Source organism: Bartonella sp. LJL80, assembly GCF_054871565.1.
Map to the genome: position 1 here is coordinate 311533 of NZ_JBTXLM010000002.1, position 16659 is coordinate 328191.

At 48.3% G+C, this 16659-nt stretch carries 15 protein-coding genes; 11 read left to right on the forward strand and 4 right to left on the reverse strand.

What is annotated here, in order from left to right; all coding sequences use genetic code 11:
* Positions 1-148: 148 nt before the first annotated feature.
* On the forward strand, positions 149-1180 hold the full coding sequence (locus tag ACYSNS_RS05675; RefSeq protein ID WP_461722168.1) for a 4-hydroxythreonine-4-phosphate dehydrogenase PdxA: 1032 nt from the start codon (positions 149-151) through the stop codon (positions 1178-1180).
* On the opposite strand, the gene ACYSNS_RS05680 is transcribed toward ACYSNS_RS05675, so the two are convergent.
* Positions 1177-1467: a hypothetical protein gene (locus ACYSNS_RS05680; RefSeq protein ID WP_461722169.1), complete on the reverse strand. Its 291-nt coding sequence runs from the start codon at positions 1465-1467 to the stop codon at positions 1177-1179. The two genes, ACYSNS_RS05675 and ACYSNS_RS05680, sit on opposite strands and share 4 nt — an antisense overlap.
* Here ACYSNS_RS05680 and ACYSNS_RS05685 point away from each other — a divergent pair.
* From ACYSNS_RS05685 to ACYSNS_RS05710, 6 genes are all read left to right on the forward strand, one after another.
* Positions 1466-2668, forward strand: coding sequence for an MFS transporter (locus tag ACYSNS_RS05685; RefSeq protein ID WP_461722170.1), 1203 nt, complete (start codon positions 1466-1468; stop codon positions 2666-2668). The two genes, ACYSNS_RS05680 and ACYSNS_RS05685, sit on opposite strands and share 2 nt — an antisense overlap.
* Positions 2669-2704: 36 nt before the next feature.
* Positions 2705-3880: an L-rhamnonate dehydratase gene (locus tag ACYSNS_RS05690; RefSeq protein ID WP_461722171.1), complete on the forward strand. Its 1176-nt coding sequence runs from the start codon at positions 2705-2707 to the stop codon at positions 3878-3880.
* A gap of 78 nt (positions 3881-3958) precedes the next feature.
* Positions 3959-5254: an MFS transporter gene (locus ACYSNS_RS05695; RefSeq protein ID WP_461722172.1), complete on the forward strand. Its 1296-nt coding sequence runs from the start codon at positions 3959-3961 to the stop codon at positions 5252-5254.
* 5 nt (positions 5255-5259) lie between these two features.
* Entirely contained in the window at positions 5260-6225 is a 966-nt protein-coding gene (locus tag ACYSNS_RS05700; RefSeq protein WP_461722173.1) for an amidohydrolase family protein, read from the forward strand.
* A gap of 146 nt (positions 6226-6371) precedes the next feature.
* The gene (locus ACYSNS_RS05705; RefSeq protein WP_461722174.1) at positions 6372-7643 is read left to right on the forward strand and encodes an MFS transporter; all 1272 of its coding nucleotides are present in this window, start codon (positions 6372-6374) and stop codon (positions 7641-7643) included.
* A 203-nt stretch (positions 7644-7846) separates the two neighbouring features.
* On the forward strand, positions 7847-8503 hold the full coding sequence (locus ACYSNS_RS05710) for a BON domain-containing protein (RefSeq protein ID WP_461722175.1): 657 nt from the start codon (positions 7847-7849) through the stop codon (positions 8501-8503).
* 162 nt (positions 8504-8665) lie between these two features.
* Here the strand turns inward: ACYSNS_RS05710 and ACYSNS_RS05715 are convergent, their stop codons facing one another.
* Positions 8666-10774 carry a lytic transglycosylase domain-containing protein gene (locus tag ACYSNS_RS05715; protein WP_461722176.1) on the reverse strand — a complete coding sequence of 703 codons (2109 nt, stop codon included), beginning with the start codon at positions 10772-10774 and terminating at the stop codon, positions 8666-8668.
* Positions 10775-11007: 233 nt separating this feature from the next.
* Here ACYSNS_RS05715 and dapA point away from each other — a divergent pair, with 233 nt between their 5' ends.
* Both dapA and smpB read left to right on the forward strand, forming a co-directional pair.
* Positions 11008-11892: a 4-hydroxy-tetrahydrodipicolinate synthase gene (dapA, locus tag ACYSNS_RS05720; protein ID WP_461722402.1), complete on the forward strand. Its 885-nt coding sequence runs from the start codon at positions 11008-11010 to the stop codon at positions 11890-11892.
* A gap of 22 nt (positions 11893-11914) precedes the next feature.
* Positions 11915-12391: an SsrA-binding protein SmpB gene (smpB, locus tag ACYSNS_RS05725; protein WP_461722403.1), complete on the forward strand. Its 477-nt coding sequence runs from the start codon at positions 11915-11917 to the stop codon at positions 12389-12391.
* Positions 12392-12410: 19 nt separating this feature from the next.
* On the opposite strand, the gene ACYSNS_RS05730 is transcribed toward smpB, so the two are convergent.
* Together ACYSNS_RS05730 and ACYSNS_RS05735 are read right to left on the reverse strand one after the other, a co-directional pair.
* A complete protein-coding gene (locus ACYSNS_RS05730; RefSeq protein ID WP_461722177.1) occupies positions 12411-13118 on the reverse strand; it encodes a uracil-DNA glycosylase in 708 nt (235 codons plus the stop codon).
* A complete protein-coding gene (locus ACYSNS_RS05735; RefSeq protein ID WP_461722178.1) occupies positions 13118-13696 on the reverse strand; it encodes a LabA-like NYN domain-containing protein in 579 nt (192 codons plus the stop codon). Before ACYSNS_RS05735 ends, ACYSNS_RS05730 begins: the two co-directional genes overlap by 1 nt.
* Positions 13697-13890: 194 nt before the next feature.
* On the opposite strand from ACYSNS_RS05735, the gene rpoZ reads away from it, so the two are divergent.
* Both rpoZ and ACYSNS_RS05745 read left to right on the forward strand, forming a co-directional pair.
* On the forward strand, positions 13891-14289 hold the full coding sequence (rpoZ, locus tag ACYSNS_RS05740; RefSeq protein ID WP_461722179.1) for a DNA-directed RNA polymerase subunit omega: 399 nt from the start codon (positions 13891-13893) through the stop codon (positions 14287-14289).
* 133 nt (positions 14290-14422) lie between these two features.
* Positions 14423-16651, forward strand: a complete 2229-nt coding sequence (locus tag ACYSNS_RS05745) for a RelA/SpoT family protein (protein WP_461722180.1) — start codon at positions 14423-14425, stop codon at positions 16649-16651.
* Positions 16652-16659 lie beyond the last annotated feature (8 nt).

The window sequence follows — 16659 nt, forward strand, 5'->3', positions numbered from 1 at the left end:
ACACTGTTGAATGATTGGCTTCATAGGATTCGTGTAAGAGTGAAGTATACATATTCAATTATGGAATAGATATATAGGGTATTTTCATTAGACAGTTATATCCACTGCGGGCATAGTCTTGGAAAATAATATTGGGTGAGGAAAAAAGATGACCAAAAGTGAAAAGCCGCGCATCGCAGTTGTGTTGGGGGATCCAGCTGGTGTCGGACCTGAACTGATTGCAAAACTGTTTGCCAATCCCGAGGTCACCGACAGCGCCGATCTGATTTTAATTGCCGATAAAGACGAGGTGGCTCTAGGGCAGGAAATTGCGGGCGTTCAAGTGCCTCTCAAACAGATAAGCCAAGTTGATCAGCTTGATTTTTCTGGTTCTACTCCATTGTTCTTTCAAGAGCGCGCAGGTGTTGAAGGTGCCTTTCCAAGGCGGGAAGCCAGTGTCATTGGCGGAAAGTATGCTTTGGGAACACTGGCCAAAGCACTTGATCTTGCAAAAAAAGAGGCGGTCGACGCTGTTCTGTTTGGTCCTCTCAATAAAACATCCCTTCATATGGCGGGAATGCATTTTAACGACGAATTGCATTGGTTTGCCGACTACCTTGGTTACAAGGGGCCGTTTTGCGAGTTTAATGCTCTTGATAATCTTTGGACGGCACGCGTGACATCACATGTTGCGCTTAAAGATGTGCCAGCCTTGATCACGAAAGATCATATTATCGAGATCATCCACCTCATCAATCAGGCCATGATTCTCAACGGTGTTGCACAACCGCGCATTGGTGTTTGCGGCCTCAATCCCCATAACGGGGATAACGGTTCTTTCGGACGCGAAGAGATTGATATTATCGAGCCAGCTGTACGTGAAGCGGTAGCTCAAGGGGTTGAGGCGCTAGGACCTTATCCTGCCGATACGATTTTTCTCAAAGTGCAAGGCGATAACCACGCCTTTGACGCCGTTGTGACGATGTATCATGATCAGGGCCAGATTGCTGTAAAGTTGATGGGCTTCCATCGCGGTGTTACCATCCATGGCGGTTTGCCGGTACCTATCACGACCCCTGCACACGGAACTGCTTTCGATATAGCCGGTACAGGCAAGGCGAATGTCGGTGCAACACTTCAGGCATTTGAAATTGCTAAACGCATGGGCTTGCGTAATCGTAAAAGTAGGGCAGGCCACTAACCGCAATTAAATGCGGATTTAGTCAGACAATCTTTCATCATTAAAGAAATATCCGGCCAACCATTTGGCGCGGCCGGTGGGGCTTTGCCTGAGCTGAAAACAGGCACAATCAGAGTAGACGTTCCAGAAGCGATATAGAGGGTGGCGTTAAAGCCAGAGGTGATATCGATCTGGATGATATTGAGAGGAGATATCGTTTTGAACGGGAGTGTAGGAGAACTAGGAAGCAGATTTATTGCATCCTTTAAACGATCACGTACGCGGATGCTGGCATTGTTTTGTGCCATGTCCTTTCTCATTTACATTGATCGAGTGAACCTTTCTGCTTCGGCAAAATTAATTCAGGATGATCTGGGCCTCAACAATACCGAGCTGGGACTGATCTTTTCCGCTTTTGCTTACAGCTATTGTATATTCCAGATTTTGGGCGGTTGGATCGTCGATAAACTTGGCGCGCGTAAAGTCATTATCGTTTGCGGAATGACGTGGGTTATTTCCACATTGCTGACCGGGCTTGCTGGTGGCTTTGTGGGGTTGTTTCTCAGTCGCCTGTTGTTGGGTGTAGGCGAGGGGGCGACACTACCCTCACAAGCGCGCGCAATATCTTTCTGGTTTCGACCGGATGAGCGCGGTTTTGTTCAAGGTTTAACCCATTCATTTTCACGTCTTGGCAATGCAGTCACCCCACCGATTATCTTCTTTTTGGTCTCTCTTCACTCCTGGCGTTTTGCTTTTTTTGCTCTTGCAGTGTTGACGGCGCTTTGGACAGTGGTCTGGTACTTCAAATTCACAGACAATCCACGCGATGCGAAAAATATTACAGCAAAAGAATTGGAAGGGCTCCCTCCTTTTGTTGATAACAGCAAAAGCCAAAGCGATGTTAAAACGCCTTGGAAGAAGATCCTGAAACGTGTTTGGCCGACGATGGCGGTCTATTTCTGCTACGGCTGGACTGGTTGGTTGTTTTTCACATGGTTGCCAACCTACCTCATGCAAGGGCGCCACCTGGATTTGAAAGGCTCGGCGATTTTCACCATGGGTGTTTTTCTTTCCGGTGTGGTCGGCAATACGGTGGGCGGCGTCATAAGCGACAAGATTTTGAAGAAAACCGGCAATGTCGTTGCTGCGCGACGCAATGTCATTATCTTCAGCTTTGCAACCGCTCTGTTGCTTTTGGGGGTGGTTGTTACGTCAAGCTCGTTAGCTGTAACCACGGTTGCTATCAGTCTGGCTTTTTTCTGCTTGGAGCTGACCATTGGTCCAATATGGGCGGTGCCTATGGATGTTGCACCCAAACATGTGGGTGTCGCCAGCGGTTTGATGAATGCTGGATCTGCGGTAGCCGGTATTATATCTCCCATCATTTTTGGCATCATCATTGATCAGACAGGCAATTGGAATCTGCCGTTTTACGGTTCGATCCTTTTGCTCATTATCGGAATTTTCCTGACGTTTTTCCTGCGTCCGGACATCAAGATGGAAGACTGAGCTTCCACATTGCATCTTATAAATGAGGTTTAAATCATGAAAATTACCAAAGTTCGTACCCGCGTATTTGAATGGAAGGGTAAGGTTGTTCCTCCACAGGCGCATTTCTGTACCAATGCCAGCGATATTCTCTTCGAGCGCGGCGATGCGATGGGTTCCTTCCGCTTTCACGGTTGGCTTGTTGTAGAAATTGAGACGGATAACGGCATTGTCGGCATTGGCAATGCAGCACTGGCACCAAGGGCCGCAAAAACCATTATCGATGATTATTTGGCCCATATCGTTATTGGAGAAGATCCTTTCGATAATGAATATATCTGGCAAAAAATGTACCGACAGACCCATGCTTGGGGAAGGAAGGGCATTGGCATGGCGGCCATTTCGGCGATTGATTTGGCGATTTGGGATATTATGGGTAAAGCCGTCAATAAACCGGTTTTCAAGCTTCTCGGTGGCCGGACGAAAGATAAAATCTGGTGCTATGCATCAAAACTCTATGCCAATGACAATCTCGACGCATTTCTGGCCGAAGCGCAATCATATCTGGATCAAGGTTTCACGGCGATGAAAATGCGCTTTGGTTATGGTCCAAAAGATGGTCCCAAGGGCATGCAGAAAAACATTTCTCAGGTGCGCGCATTACGTGACTTGGTGGGCGACGAAGTTGATATCATGCTTGAATGCTATATGGGATGGACATTGGAATATGCCCGCCGCATGCTTCCGCTTCTCGCCGAATACAATCCGCGCTGGTTGGAAGAGCCTGTTATCGCTGATGACATCGAAGGCTACATTGAACTGAAGAAAATGAATATCATGCCGATTTCGGGTGGCGAACATGAGTTCACTCAATATGGGTTCAAGGACCTGCTTGAAAGACATGCCGTGGATGTCATTCAATATGATACCAACCGTGTGGGCGGTATCACCGCGGCAAGGAAAGTCAATGCGTTAGCCGAAGCTTGGTCTGTGCCGGTCATCCCTCATGCCGGACAGATGCATAACTATCACCTTACAATGTCCACAACCGCATCACCAATGTCGGAGTTCTTCCCGGTGTTCGATGTCGAGGTCGGAAATGAGCTATTCTATTATATCTTCAAAGGTGAGCCACAGCCGGAGAATGGCTATCTGCAATTAAGTGATGATGTGCCGGGTCTTGGCATCGAAATATCAGACGAGTATCTGCACGATTTCAATATATTGGAATAGACCTTTCTAGCCGGATCATCTTTGTCGATGATCCGGTTTTTTAAATCAACATCTGCATGCGTCATGGGAGGATGATAGATGAAAGAGTTGAGCCAGAATGCAACAATCCTCGCGAATAAGTCCGCATCAAAAGCCCAACCGACAAGGGTGCGCTGGAAACTGTTTTTTGTCGTATTCATACTCGTCGTTGTCAATTTCATCGACCGCACCGCACTTTCTGTAGCCATGCCAATGATTGCGCAAGAGTTCTCGCTTTCCCCCGCTTTTCAAGGACTAATTCTAAGCGCATTTTTCTGGAGCTACGCACTGGGACAGCTTCCTGGCGGCTGGTTGGTCGACCGTTTCGGTCCGCGGGTCATTATGACAGTTTCAACCATCGGTTGGGGAGTGTTTCAGGCTATTGCGGGTTGGGCTGTTGGCGGGATCACCCTACTGCTGACACGCATAGGATTAGGGGCCATGGAAGCGCCGCTTTTTCCTGCAGCCGCAAAGTTGAATGCTGCTTGGCTTTCAGCAAAAGAACATGCGCGCGGTGCAGCCATTGTCGATAGCGGCGGCCCTTTTGGTGCGGCCATTGGCGGTTTGTTGATTTCTTTTTTGATTTTGGCACTTGGTTCATGGCGCTTGACATTCTTCTTCGTCGGAGTGGTCACTGCTGCTTTAGGATATATTGCTTGGCGGTTTTTCCGCAATACGCCGAAAGAACACCCTTTAGTTAATCCAGCCGAGCTAGCGATCATTGAAAACAGAGCCAGCGACCAGTCATGTGCAACCGATGCTGATAAACATATGTCTCGTGCAACCCTTGTAGCCATCCTCTTTGGTCGTGTCGGCTGGACAATGATGATCTTCGGAATCATGACCTGGGGCCCAAGCTATCTCAGCCATGGTCGCGGTCTGGATTTGAAAGAATTGGGTTGGGCCACTTTCGCAATGTTCTTCGCCGGTATGGCTGGTTCGCTGGTGAGTGGTTTTCTCGCTGACCGGCTGCAATCTTTGGGTTGGCAGACCGGTCTTGTCTATAAACTCCTTTTGTGTGGCAGCGGAGTTTTCGTTATACTCGGCTTTATCGCTCTGCCTAGCATTGCCGACGTCGGTATTGCTATTTCAGTGCTTTGTGGAACGCTGTTCTTTCTCTATTTCGGCAGTCTTTATTGGAGCTTGCCTGTTTTGTTCGCGCCTAAAGAACAGGTGGGACTGGTTGGCAGCATCATGAATATGGCAGGAAGCGTTAGCGGCATCTGTGTGCCGATCATAGCAGGTTTCATTTTACAGCTGACAGCAAGCTATATGATGGTTCTATACTTTTTCGCATTTTGTTCAGTGCTTTATGTCATCAGCACGTTTTTCATCCAGTTTCAAAAGCGCGGGTGAAGGAGATGATAGTTGAGAAGATCACATATCAAGGCCCAATTATTGATTGCCATATGCATGTTTGGGATTTGCAGAAAAATGTGCATCCTTGGCTGAATGGTGGATCAGATGTGCGGTTTCGATATGGAAATTATGATGCAATTAAAAACAGTTTTCTGCCTCCTGATTACCGCAGACTAGCCAGGCGCCATAATGTCGTTGCGACCGTTTACATGGAAGCGGAGTGGGACCCATCTGATCCTGTGGGTGAAACAGATTATATAACAGAGTTGGCGCGCGCTGAGGGGCTGCCCAATGCAGTTATCGCGCAAGCTTGGCTTGATCACGCGGATGTCGCCGAGTTGCTAAAGTCACAAGCGCGCTATTCCTTTGTCCGCAGCATCCGCCATAAACCTGGCGGCCCTGGAGATATCAAGGAAGTCTGTGAAGAAAATCGTACTTTGATGTCGAATGACTTATGGCGCCAGGGGTATGATCTACTCGAGAAATTCGGCCTCCATTTTGATTTGCAAACACCTTGGTGGAATCTGTGGGAAGCGAAACGTCTTGCTGAAGATTTTCCGCAAACGATCATTTTGCTCAACCACTCCGGCCTTCCGGCGGATCGAAGTCGCGAGGGACTTGCAGCATGGCGCAATGCCATGGCTGCGTTGGTCGATTGTCCGAATGTGATCATTAAAATTTCGGGTTTAGGCCAGAGCGCGAAACCCTGGACGGTGGAAAGCAACAGTTGGATTATCACCGAGATTATCGCAATGTTTGGTGCGCAACGCGCAATGTTTGGCAGCAATTTTCCTGTTGATTCATTGTGTGGTTCATTTGATGATATTTACGATGGTTTCAAGCAGATAGCGTCACGCTATTCGGATGCTGAAAACCGGCTTCTTTTCTATGACAATGCCGAACAATATTATCGTCCGATACACTCAACGAGCATTTCCGCTGTGAGCGAGCGAGGTGGACGTTATTAGTTTCAACTTGGGCCGGCTAAACTATCCCGCGGAAAACAATACGGTTTGCTGTGGAGTGGGGGCGGCGGTTTGCCTGGTTTTTATTCCAAAAACGGTCAAAGACCACAACGGGTTCAGTACGGATTAAGGTAAAGAGGGAGGATTTTATGGAAGATCAATATCTGGACAAAGCAGTTCGGTTGGCTAAGCGCCGCATCGTTCCATTTCTGCTGTTAATGTATGTCTTGGCGTTTCTTGATCGCGCCAATATCGGTTTTGCCAAAGAAACATTTCAGATATCGACGGGTATATCGGATGCGGCCTATGCTCTTGGAGCGGGCCTTTTTTTCATCAGCTATGCACTCTTGGAAATACCAAGCAATCTCATCATGCACAGGGTAGGCGCTAAAATATGGATGTGTCGTATCATGGTAACATGGGGACTGATTTCTGCCGGTATGATGTTTGTTGAAAACGAAATCAGCTTTTATACAATGCGGGTATTGCTGGGTGCTGCAGAAGCGGGCTTTTTTCCCGGCGTGATACTTTATCTGACCTATTGGTTTCCTGATCGCTCACGCGGCCAGATGATGGGGCTTTTTTACTTTGGTGTACCGCTTTCCTTCATTCTTGGTGGTCCGCTAAGCGGACTGTTATTGGAAATGCATGATCTTGGTGGATTGGAGGGCTGGCAATGGATGTTTCTGATTGAAGGCTTGTTGGCTAGCGCTGTCGGTGTCTGGGCCTATTTCTATCTGGATAATAAGCCAAAAGATGCCAACTGGTTACCGCAATTAGAAAAGCAGGCACTCGTGAAAGCCATGCAGGCACAGGACGATGATCGCGGACAGCATGGATTGAAAGATATGAAAAAGGTGTTTTTCAAACCGGTCATTATCCACCTGTTGGCAATCTATGCACTTATCCAAATGAGCGTTTATGGCGTCGTATTTTACTTTCCTGAACAGGTCGCTTCGCTTTTGGGAACAAAAGTCGGCTTGAAAGTCGGCTTTGTTTCAACAATCCCATGGCTATTTGCCATGGTCGCAATCTTTTACCTGCCACGGCTGGCAGATCGAAAAGATGCCCATCGTTCAATTGGTGGTCTTACACTTTTATGTTCGGCTATCGGTATTGCGGTATCAGTGAGCGCTCCTCCAATCATCGCGTTAATAGCGCTTTGTTTTGCCGCTGCCGGATTTTTCGCTGTGCAGCCGACATTCTGGGTCTTTCCAACGAGCTATCTGGGTGGCAAGGCAGCCGCTGCAGGGATCGGCTTGATCAATTCTTTCGGTGCTCTTGGTAGCTTTATTGCACCAAACCTGAAAAATTGGGCTGACCATAATTTTGGTACGGGCAGCGGGCTTTATGCTCTGGCTATTGCTGCCACTATTGGTGCTATTATGATTTTTCTGATACCAAGATGGCGAAAGCTCTAACCGGTTAGAGTTGCCTAGGTCGTTAGAAACAAGAGCACAACAATTAAACCGCTGCATTGCGCAATCGTTTTTCTCTGTAAAAATAAGTGAAAACGGTTGCGCGTCATCGCATTATAATGGATGCGAAGAAGCACGTTGTTTGCATGGGATAGTTCGCGTAAAACGTGGACTGTTTTAAATAATGGCAGGAAGTGTTGAAGTTTATGCGAAAGATGTTTTGGCCGTTGCTGACGGTTGCCGTATTTATGGCGGTGATGATCATTTGGTTTGGAGCCGGACGCGCAGAGCGACAGCTTTCCAACGAATTGGCCGTGTTGATAACGCAAAACAACTGGTTTTCATACGATGTCAAAGGGCGCAATGTCATCTTACGTGGCCTTGCCCCCGATGCTAACACGCGTGATCGCATGATAGCGACAGTAAGAAGCATGAAGAATGTCGGGCGGGTCTCATCTGAGATTGTATTACCGAAGCAGAATGGTGAAGGCTCAATCACCATCATTATAGATGATGACTCTGTTATTCTACGCGGTACGATACCTGCAACAATAGACCGTTTTGCATTGATTAATGCTGTTGAATCGAAAAAGCCCGGCATGATGGTATACGATGAAATGGATTCAGGGACTGCATCGAATGAACCATTTGCACGCCAGATCTATGCCATCGCTGACATATTGCCCGAGATAAAAAACGGTGTTCTTCAGTTGGTTGATAATCATTTGCGCGTTGATGCCGATACGCTGGCAATAGTGAAAAATCTCCACGCACTGCCCGATGGTGTAATTCTTGACAGTGAATGCTTATGGAAAAAACAGCAAAATGAGGGCTGGAATAATGGTTGTGATCCAGCAAGATAAGTTCACCTATCACCGATAGGCGAAGATTAGCAACGAGACTTACTATGATTTAAAGACACTATAACAATCTTCGAATTTCATTTGTCATTGCGATCCATTTCCTCGACGAGATAACGGAATCGCAGTGACAAATGACAATATAAAAACTGGCAAAAAAGCGCTTTAATTACTTCGCCCCGACACCATATCGACCTTGATGTCGGATGAGCCCGAAAGACGTGCTTTGTAAACCTGATAATTCTCCATGACACGCATGACGTAATCGCGTGTTTCGGTATAGGGTATGCGCTCCACCCAATCGACAACCTGATCGACGGATTGCCCGCGAGGATCGCCGTAACGTGCGATCCATTCACTGGCACGACGTGGGCCAGCATTATAGCCAATAAAGGTCAGTACATAGGAACCGTTGAAACGTTCCAACTGTTCGCCGAGGAAATGTGCACCCAATGTAGCGTTATAACCGGCATCGCTGGTCAGTTTTTGTGGCGACCATGCAATGGCGTGCTTTGCCGCAACCGCTTTAGCAGTGGTTGGCAATAATTGCAGCATACCTTTCGCACCGGCACCCGACACTGCGCTGGGGTTAAATTCGCTCTCCTGACGGGCTATTGCATAAGCCAGAGCCTTGCCGGAAGCCGAAATATTCGCGTTTGCTGGTATCGCACCAACAGGATGCGACAAGGAGCCAACGTCCATTCCACGAATGACCGCACTTTTACCAATTTTTAAGCTGGTATAGTGATCACCCTTGCGTTCGGCCATTGCGGCCAACATTGCCAATTCACCCGGACTGTTGATTTCGCTGCCCAATTCTCGATAAAGAACACCTGCACGATCGGCATATCCTACAGCTTCAAGGCGACGGATAGCTTTGACAGGCTCACGCATTTCAAAGCGCTGGCGATCAGCTGAAGTTGGTTTAGGATAAGGGATTTCCAGTTTTTGGCCGCCTAACCGTGAAGCCGCCAACTGTCCATAGTAGGTTGTGCCATAATGCGCCGCTTTACGAAAGTACCCCGTCGCAGTATTGCGGTCGCCCGAGGCTTCTGCTGCACGCCCCATCCAATAATATCCACGTGATGCCGACAGTGGTCGCGAGGATATCTGCGATATACGCGAAAAATGCCGCATGGCGGTTTTGGGGTCGTTCAAGAAGCGCAGTGCATACCAACCAGCATGAAATTCCGCATCGGCAGCCATTGTGGGGCTTTCCGCAGCATGCGCCGATGCCAGTTGATAGGCGAGCTTTGGTTTGTTTAAATCAAGCATTTCACGCGATAGAACCCGCCTTTCGATCCACCAAGCATCAGGATCGACAAGCGACGCGGCATCTTTTGGCGCTTTAAGCATGAGTTTTGCCGCTTCGTCAGAGTCGCCGGCTCGCCGCAAATATTGAATTTGGGCGAATTGGAACGCTGCATCCTTACGCCACGATTTGTCAACAGCGTTCAACTTCTGTCCTGCTTTAGGATCATTTTGTGCGACTGCAGCAAAACCATTGAAGAGAGATTGCGCGTTTGCAAGTTTTGCCACCCGCTCTGCTGACGAAATACGATAGGCATAAAGCATTGTGCGCATGCGTTGCAGGTGGTCTGCGGGTGTTAATGCTGCACCGGCCTTGCGTAACACCAATTGTTCTTCTGCTGCGCTTAATTTAGCCTTGTACCACCAAGGCGCCACAATTTGGCGTGCGCGTGCACTCTGACCGGTCTCGATCAGGGCGCCACCAAGGGCCGCCATACCTTGTGCAGTGACAGGAATATGGTTGCCAAATCCGTTAATAATGGCTTGCGCCGAATTGACTTCACTGGCCAATGCCCGTTCTGAGTTCCGACGCATCGCGGTCATGCCCGGCCAATCTTGCAATTCAGCCGCGGCATTGAAGATTTCGGAGCTTGGAACACCTGGCATGCCCGAAACACCGATTGCCCAGGTCAGAATGTGGCGGTCGAGGCTATTCTTCGCCATACCGTTGCGTATGGCGATGGCTTGCGGTGCTTGTTTGTTATAAAGTGCATCCAAGCCCGATTTTAAACTGCCCGCTGCAACAATATTGCCCGTCCGCGGTATCCCGCTTGTCACAACACCGTCAGGCCCGAACGGGCCGGCACCTTTCGGTGTGGACGCAAAGGGGCGCGCCAACGGCACAGGCCCTTTTTGTGGTAATGAAGAATTCTGCGCGGCGTAAGACGAACATAAGGCTGAGCTCGTCAGAGCAAAGGTCAATGCTGTTCTTGCCAAAAACCGATATGGATATTTACGCGACATACTTCTTAACTCACTCAGTGCGGAATTTTGACGGACAATAATATGCAAGCATGAAAGACGCGTTAACAAATAGGAAATATTTAAGCTACGGCGCGGTGGTCTCTGCCTTATTGTTGCATCATTGTTGCCGGTCGAAATTCATCTTGCTTCATTGATATGGCAAGACTATGGTCTCAAAAAGATATTGACGGGGCAATTGTCCCTTAATGAAATATGCAGACAGGGAGTTTACCATGCTCAAGGGAGCGCTGACCGCACTTATAACACCTTTCGATCAAAACGGAAATGTTGATGAAAAAGCATTTTGTGATTTTGTCGAATGGCAGGTCAAACAGGGTATAAACGGTGTGGTCCCCGTAGGTACAACCGGAGAATCTCCGACGTTGAGCCATGAAGAGCATAAGCGTGTCGTGGAGCTTTGTGTTGATCAAGTTGCAAAGCGCGTACCGGTTGTTGCCGGTGCCGGTTCCAACAGCACCGATGAGGCTGTGGAATTGGCTGAGCATGCGGAAAAGGCTGGTGCCGATGCCGTTCTGGTCGTTACACCCTATTATAACAAACCCAATCAGCGCGGTATGTATGCGCATTTTTCGGCTGTTGCCAAAGCCATCTCGATACCTGTGATCATCTACAATATTCCAGGGCGTTCGATTATTGATATGACTGCGGAAACCATGGCGAAATTGCATGGTGATTTTAAGAATATTATTGGCGTTAAAGATGCAACCGGCAAAATTGAGCGCGCGAGTGAACAACGCCAATTATGTGGTTCCGACTTTGTGCAGCTGTCTGGAGACGATAGCACAGCACTTGGTTTCAACGCGCAAGGCGGTATAGGGTGCATATCGGTATCTTCCAATGTTGCACCAAAGCTGTGCGCAGACTTGCACGCGGCTTGTAATAACGGTGATTATGCAAAAGCGTTGAAGTTGAATGACCTGCTGATGCCGCTTAATCGTGCACTTTTCATCGAACCCAGTCCGGCTGGCGTGAAATATGCGGCGGAAAGATTGGGGCTATGCGGATGTTTGGTCCGCTCGCCCATTGTTCCGCTTGAAGAAGCGACAAAACGTATCATCGACGCTGCAATGCTTCATGCAGGGCTTGTCAAAGCATAAAAAGATTGCCATTTGTGCAGGCATGAATAAGAAAAACAATACGCCAGCGCGCAAAGTGGTTGCCGACAACCGCAAAGCGCGCTTCAATTTTGAAATCCTCGACACGCTCGAGGCCGGCTTGGTGTTGCAGGGCACCGAGGTTAAATCGCTTCGTTCTAACCATGCCAATATTGCGGAAAGCTACGCAAATTTTGAAAATGGCGAATTTTGGCTGATTAATTCCTATATCCCTGAATATACCCAAGGTAACCGTTTTAATCACGAACCGCGACGTTTGCGCAAGCTCTTGATCTCAAAGCGTGAAATGGCTCGTTTGTTCAATTCCATCTCCCGCGAGGGTATGACGGTCGTACCATTAAAGCTATATTTCAACGATCGCGGTCGTGCAAAATTGGAAATAGCTTTGGCGCGCGGTAAAAAACTCCACGACAAACGCGAGACTGAGAAGAAACGCGACTGGAACCGGGAGAAATCGCGATTGCTGCGCGATCGCGGCTAAACACACCTGCAACTTCATCCTACTGCTTGTTGTGACGGCCTGTGGCCGGCGCATTATCTAGAAAATGACGGGCGGCAGAAAAGACATCGTGAAACATGGGTTCGGTGAGGCGGCCTGTATTGGTGTTATAACGCGAACAATGATAGCTTGGAAACAGGCGTAGACGGCCAATATCTGTGGGTCTGTTATGGCCAAACGGATGCGCAGAAACTTTAGCGCCCAAGGCACGAACGGTTGATTGATGGGCGATAGAGCCAAGTGTCACCACCGCCTGCAGATTTGGCAGATTGGTTAAAAGCGGGGAAAAAAACTGCCGACAATTGTTGATTTCGGCACCAATCGGCTTATTCTCAGGCGGCACGCAGCGAACGGCATTCACAATCGCTGTCTCGATCAGTTCGAGACTGTCATCAGGACGTGCCTCGAATTCACCGCGTGCGAACCCGTATTTTTTCAACGTTGAATAAAGCAATTCGCCAGCATAGTCGCCGGTGAACGGACGACCCGTACGGTTGGCTCCACGAAGCCCGGGCGCCAACCCGACGATCAGCAGCCTGATGCTGTCAGCCCCTCCGGTTGGTAGAAACGGTCTGACCGGAGCGTTATGCCAGCTTGGCTCTTTCTTACGCCAGCTTGCGAGAAAATCGTGGAGACGCGGGCAAAAATCACAATCCGGCGATGGTTCCGGGCAGTGAGCGCCGATTGCACCTTGTAGGGAAGCAGGCATTAATAATCTTCTTCGTCATCATTAGCCGAAAAGTCACGCTGCGGCTTTTCTGACGGTGCCCGTCCAATTTCCGTTTTTAGGCTTGTGAGCTCAATGAAATGATCAGCCTGACGACGTAAGTCGTCAGAAATCATCGCCGGTTGCGTTGCCAGTGTTGATACAACGCTTACCTTTCTGCCACGACGCTGTAAAGCTTCTACGAGAGAACGGAAATCGCCATCGCCTGAGAAGATGACAAAATGATCGACCGTATCTGCCAGCTCCATAGCGTCAATTGCCAATTCGATATCCATATTGCCTTTGACCTTCCGGCGGCCGGAAATATCCGTAAATTCGCGCGCATTTTTGGTAATGACGCGATATCCGTTATAATCAAGCCAGTCGATCAGCGGGCGAATGGAAGAATATTCCTGATCTTCTATTAAAGCCGTATAATAATAAGCGCGTAGAAGGTAGCCGCGTTTCTGAAATGCTTTCAGCAATTTCCTATAGTCGATGTCGAAACCGAGAGTTTTCGACGTGGCATAAAGATTGGCGCCATCAATAAAGAGTGCAATTTTTTCACGAGGATCAAACATTTTTCAAAATCCGATTTGCTATAAAAGCCTAAATGATAAATTATAGTCACAAGCTATGTCAGCTTTGTCGACTTGCCAAGTCTCGTTTTTTGAAAAAATGGGAACTTTGTGTGGTTTTTCTTGTTTTTTCAATCTGAATTGTATATGTCCTGCGTAAATCCATCAATTTGCGAACTTTGAGGAAAGGGGCATCTATGGCCCGCGTAACAGTAGAAGATTGTATTGATAAAGTTGATAACCGCTTTGAACTCGTGCTTCTTGCCGGCCATCGCGCGCGTCAAATCTCGCAGGGCGCACAAATCACGGTTGATCGTGATAATGATAAAAATCCCGTTGTTGCTTTGCGCGAGATTGCTGACGAAACTTTGTCTCCGGCTGATCTGAAGGAAGATCTGATTCATTCATTGCAGAAGCATGTTGAAGTGGATGAACCTGAAGCAGCACCGGAACTTATCGGTCAATCAAGCGAAATCGACAGCGTTTTTGGCGTACAGGCGGAAGAAGAGAATGTTTCTTTCGATCATATGTCTGAAGAAGAATTATTGGCTGGTATTGAAGGCTTGGTCGCGCCCGAAAAGAGCGACGACTACTAATATATAGCGGTTTTAATACTTTTCGTATGCGCTGCCGCGAGGTGGCGCATATTTTTATGGATTTTTTTCTTGTTGTGTGTCGTGTTTTCAGTGCATGATACAAACGTAAAAATTGTTTTGGGAGTGCTTCTGCATGATGCGTCAGTATGAGCTTGTTGAGCGTGTTCAGCGTTACAAGCCTGACGTGAATGAAGCTTTGCTGAACAAGGCCTACGTTTATGCGATGCAGAAACATGGGCATCAAAAGCGCGCCTCCGGTGATCCTTATTTCTCCCATCCTTTAGAAGTTGCTGCGATTCTGACAGACATGCATCTGGATGAAGCCACGATTGCTGTTGCCCTGCTTCACGATACAATCGAGGACACGAGTGCGACCCGCGCTGAAATCGACCAGCTCTTCGGGCCGGAAATCGGCAAATTGGTCGAAGGGCTTACAAAGCTTAAAAAACTCGATCTTGTTTCGAAGAAAGCTGTGCAGGCCGAAAATTTGCGCAAGCTGCTGATTGCAATTTCGCAGGATGTACGTGTTCTTTTGGTCAAACTTGCCGACCGCCTGCATAATTTGCGCACCCTCGGCGTCATGCGTGATGAAAAACGTCGACGGATTGCGGAAGAGACAATGGACATCTATGCGCCATTGGCGGGGCGCATGGGTATGCAGGATATGCGAGAGGAGTTGGAGGACTTATCGTTTTTCTACCTCAACCCTGAAGCCTATCGTGCCGTAACAGACCGTTTGGCGGATCTTCTGGAACGGAACCGAGATATACTTTCGACGATCGAACGGGATTTGACGAAACTCTTCGCGGAGCATGGTATAAAGGCAGATGTGAAAAGCCGACAAAAAAAGCCATATTCCGTTTTCCGAAAAATGGAAACAAAAGCGCTTTCCTTCGAACAATTGTCCGATATTTTCGGTTTCAGAGTGATTGTTGACACACTCCCTGACTGTTATCGTGCCTTAGGTATCATCCATACAGCTTGGCCTATGGTTCCCGGTAGGTTCAAAGATTATATTTCTATCCCCAAGCAAAATGATTATCGTTCTATCCATACAACGATTGTTGGCCCTTCGCGCCAACGAGTGGAGCTTCAGATTAGAACCCGCGAGATGGATGAGATTGCTGAATATGGTGTGGCAGCACATTCTATCTACAAGGATAGGGGGTCGAATAATGCTGCTCGTAAATTATCAAGCGAGACCAATGCTTATGCTTGGCTGCGACAGACAATTCAGGCTTTGTCTGAAGGTGATAATCCTGAAGAGTTTCTTGAGCACACCAAACTAGAATTGTTTCAAGACCAGGTGTTTTGTTTCACCCCGAAGGGGCGTTTGATTGCCTTGCCAAGAGGGGCTACTCCGATTGACTTCGCTTATGCAGTCCATACCGACATTGGTGATTCCTGCGTTGGCGTAAAAATCAATGGTCGCATCATGCCTTTGATGACGACGCTGAAAAACGGTGATGAAGTGGACATTATCCGTTCTAAAGCACAGGTTCCGCCAGCTGCTTGGGAATCGCTTGTGGTGACCGGTAAAGCTCGTTCTGCAATCAGGCGGGCAACGCGTTCCGCCGTGCGCAAGCAATATTCAGGTCTTGGAACACGTATTTTGGAACGAGCCTTTGAGAGGGCAGGAAAACAGTTCTCCAAAGACGAGTTGAAACAGGTTTTGCCACGTTTGGCCCGTAAGGATATTGAGGATGTTTTGGCTGCAGTCGGGCGGGGTGAACTGCCATCGACCGATGTGGTGAAAGCGGTTTATCCGGATTATCAAGACAATCGGGCAGCGCAAAAGCCTCAAGTCAAGCCGGGTGAAGAAGGTTGGTTTAACATTCAGAATGCATCCGGCATGATCTTCAAAGTACCGGATGGTGAAAAGGGCGGGGCTGATGAACAGGCCCGTCAGCGTCGGGCATTGCCGATTCGCGGAACTCATGGTGATGTGCCGGTTCGGTTTTCGCCAGAGGGTGCCGTGCCGGGTGACCGCATTGTCGGTATTATGCAGCCGGGTGCAGGCATTGTTATTTATCCCATCCAATCACCTGCTCTGACTGCTTATGATGACCAACCTGAACGGTGGATTGATGTACGTTGGGACATTGATACGGAGATGAGTGAGCGTTTTCCTGCCCGCATCAGTGTTTTGGCCATCAATTCTCCTGGCTCTTTAGCGGAAGTCTCGCAGGCAATTGCCGCTAACGACGCCAATATCCAAAATCTTTCGATGGTGCGTACGGCACCGGATTTCACAGAAATGATCATTGATCTCGAAGTATGGGACTTAAAACACTTGAACCGTATTCTTTCTCAGCTAAAAGAAGCCGGATCAGTCAGTACGGCGCGCCGTGTGAATGGTTAGTGTAAAAG

Coding starts and splice junctions, on each gene's coding strand:
- ACYSNS_RS05730 (WP_461722177.1), bottom strand. CDS start 13,118: ATGCCTGCTTCCCTACAAGGTGCAATCGGCGCTCACTGCCCGGAACCA.
- ACYSNS_RS05675 (WP_461722168.1), top strand. CDS start 149: ATGACCAAAAGTGAAAAGCCGCGCATCGCAGTTGTGTTGGGGGATCCA.
- ACYSNS_RS05695 (WP_461722172.1), top strand. CDS start 3,959: ATGAAAGAGTTGAGCCAGAATGCAACAATCCTCGCGAATAAGTCCGCA.
- ACYSNS_RS05735 (WP_461722178.1), bottom strand. CDS start 13,696: ATGTTTGATCCTCGTGAAAAAATTGCACTCTTTATTGATGGCGCCAAT.
- ACYSNS_RS05705 (WP_461722174.1), top strand. CDS start 6,372: ATGGAAGATCAATATCTGGACAAAGCAGTTCGGTTGGCTAAGCGCCGC.
- ACYSNS_RS05700 (WP_461722173.1), top strand. CDS start 5,260: ATGATAGTTGAGAAGATCACATATCAAGGCCCAATTATTGATTGCCAT.
- rpoZ (WP_461722179.1), top strand. CDS start 13,891: ATGGCCCGCGTAACAGTAGAAGATTGTATTGATAAAGTTGATAACCGC.
- ACYSNS_RS05680 (WP_461722169.1), bottom strand. CDS start 1,467: ATGGCACAAAACAATGCCAGCATCCGCGTACGTGATCGTTTAAAGGAT.
- dapA (WP_461722402.1), top strand. CDS start 11,008: ATGCTCAAGGGAGCGCTGACCGCACTTATAACACCTTTCGATCAAAAC.
- smpB (WP_461722403.1), top strand. CDS start 11,915: ATGAATAAGAAAAACAATACGCCAGCGCGCAAAGTGGTTGCCGACAAC.
- ACYSNS_RS05715 (WP_461722176.1), bottom strand. CDS start 10,774: ATGTCGCGTAAATATCCATATCGGTTTTTGGCAAGAACAGCATTGACC.
- ACYSNS_RS05690 (WP_461722171.1), top strand. CDS start 2,705: ATGAAAATTACCAAAGTTCGTACCCGCGTATTTGAATGGAAGGGTAAG.
- ACYSNS_RS05685 (WP_461722170.1), top strand. CDS start 1,466: ATGTCCTTTCTCATTTACATTGATCGAGTGAACCTTTCTGCTTCGGCA.
- ACYSNS_RS05710 (WP_461722175.1), top strand. CDS start 7,847: ATGCGAAAGATGTTTTGGCCGTTGCTGACGGTTGCCGTATTTATGGCG.
- ACYSNS_RS05745 (WP_461722180.1), top strand. CDS start 14,423: ATGATGCGTCAGTATGAGCTTGTTGAGCGTGTTCAGCGTTACAAGCCT.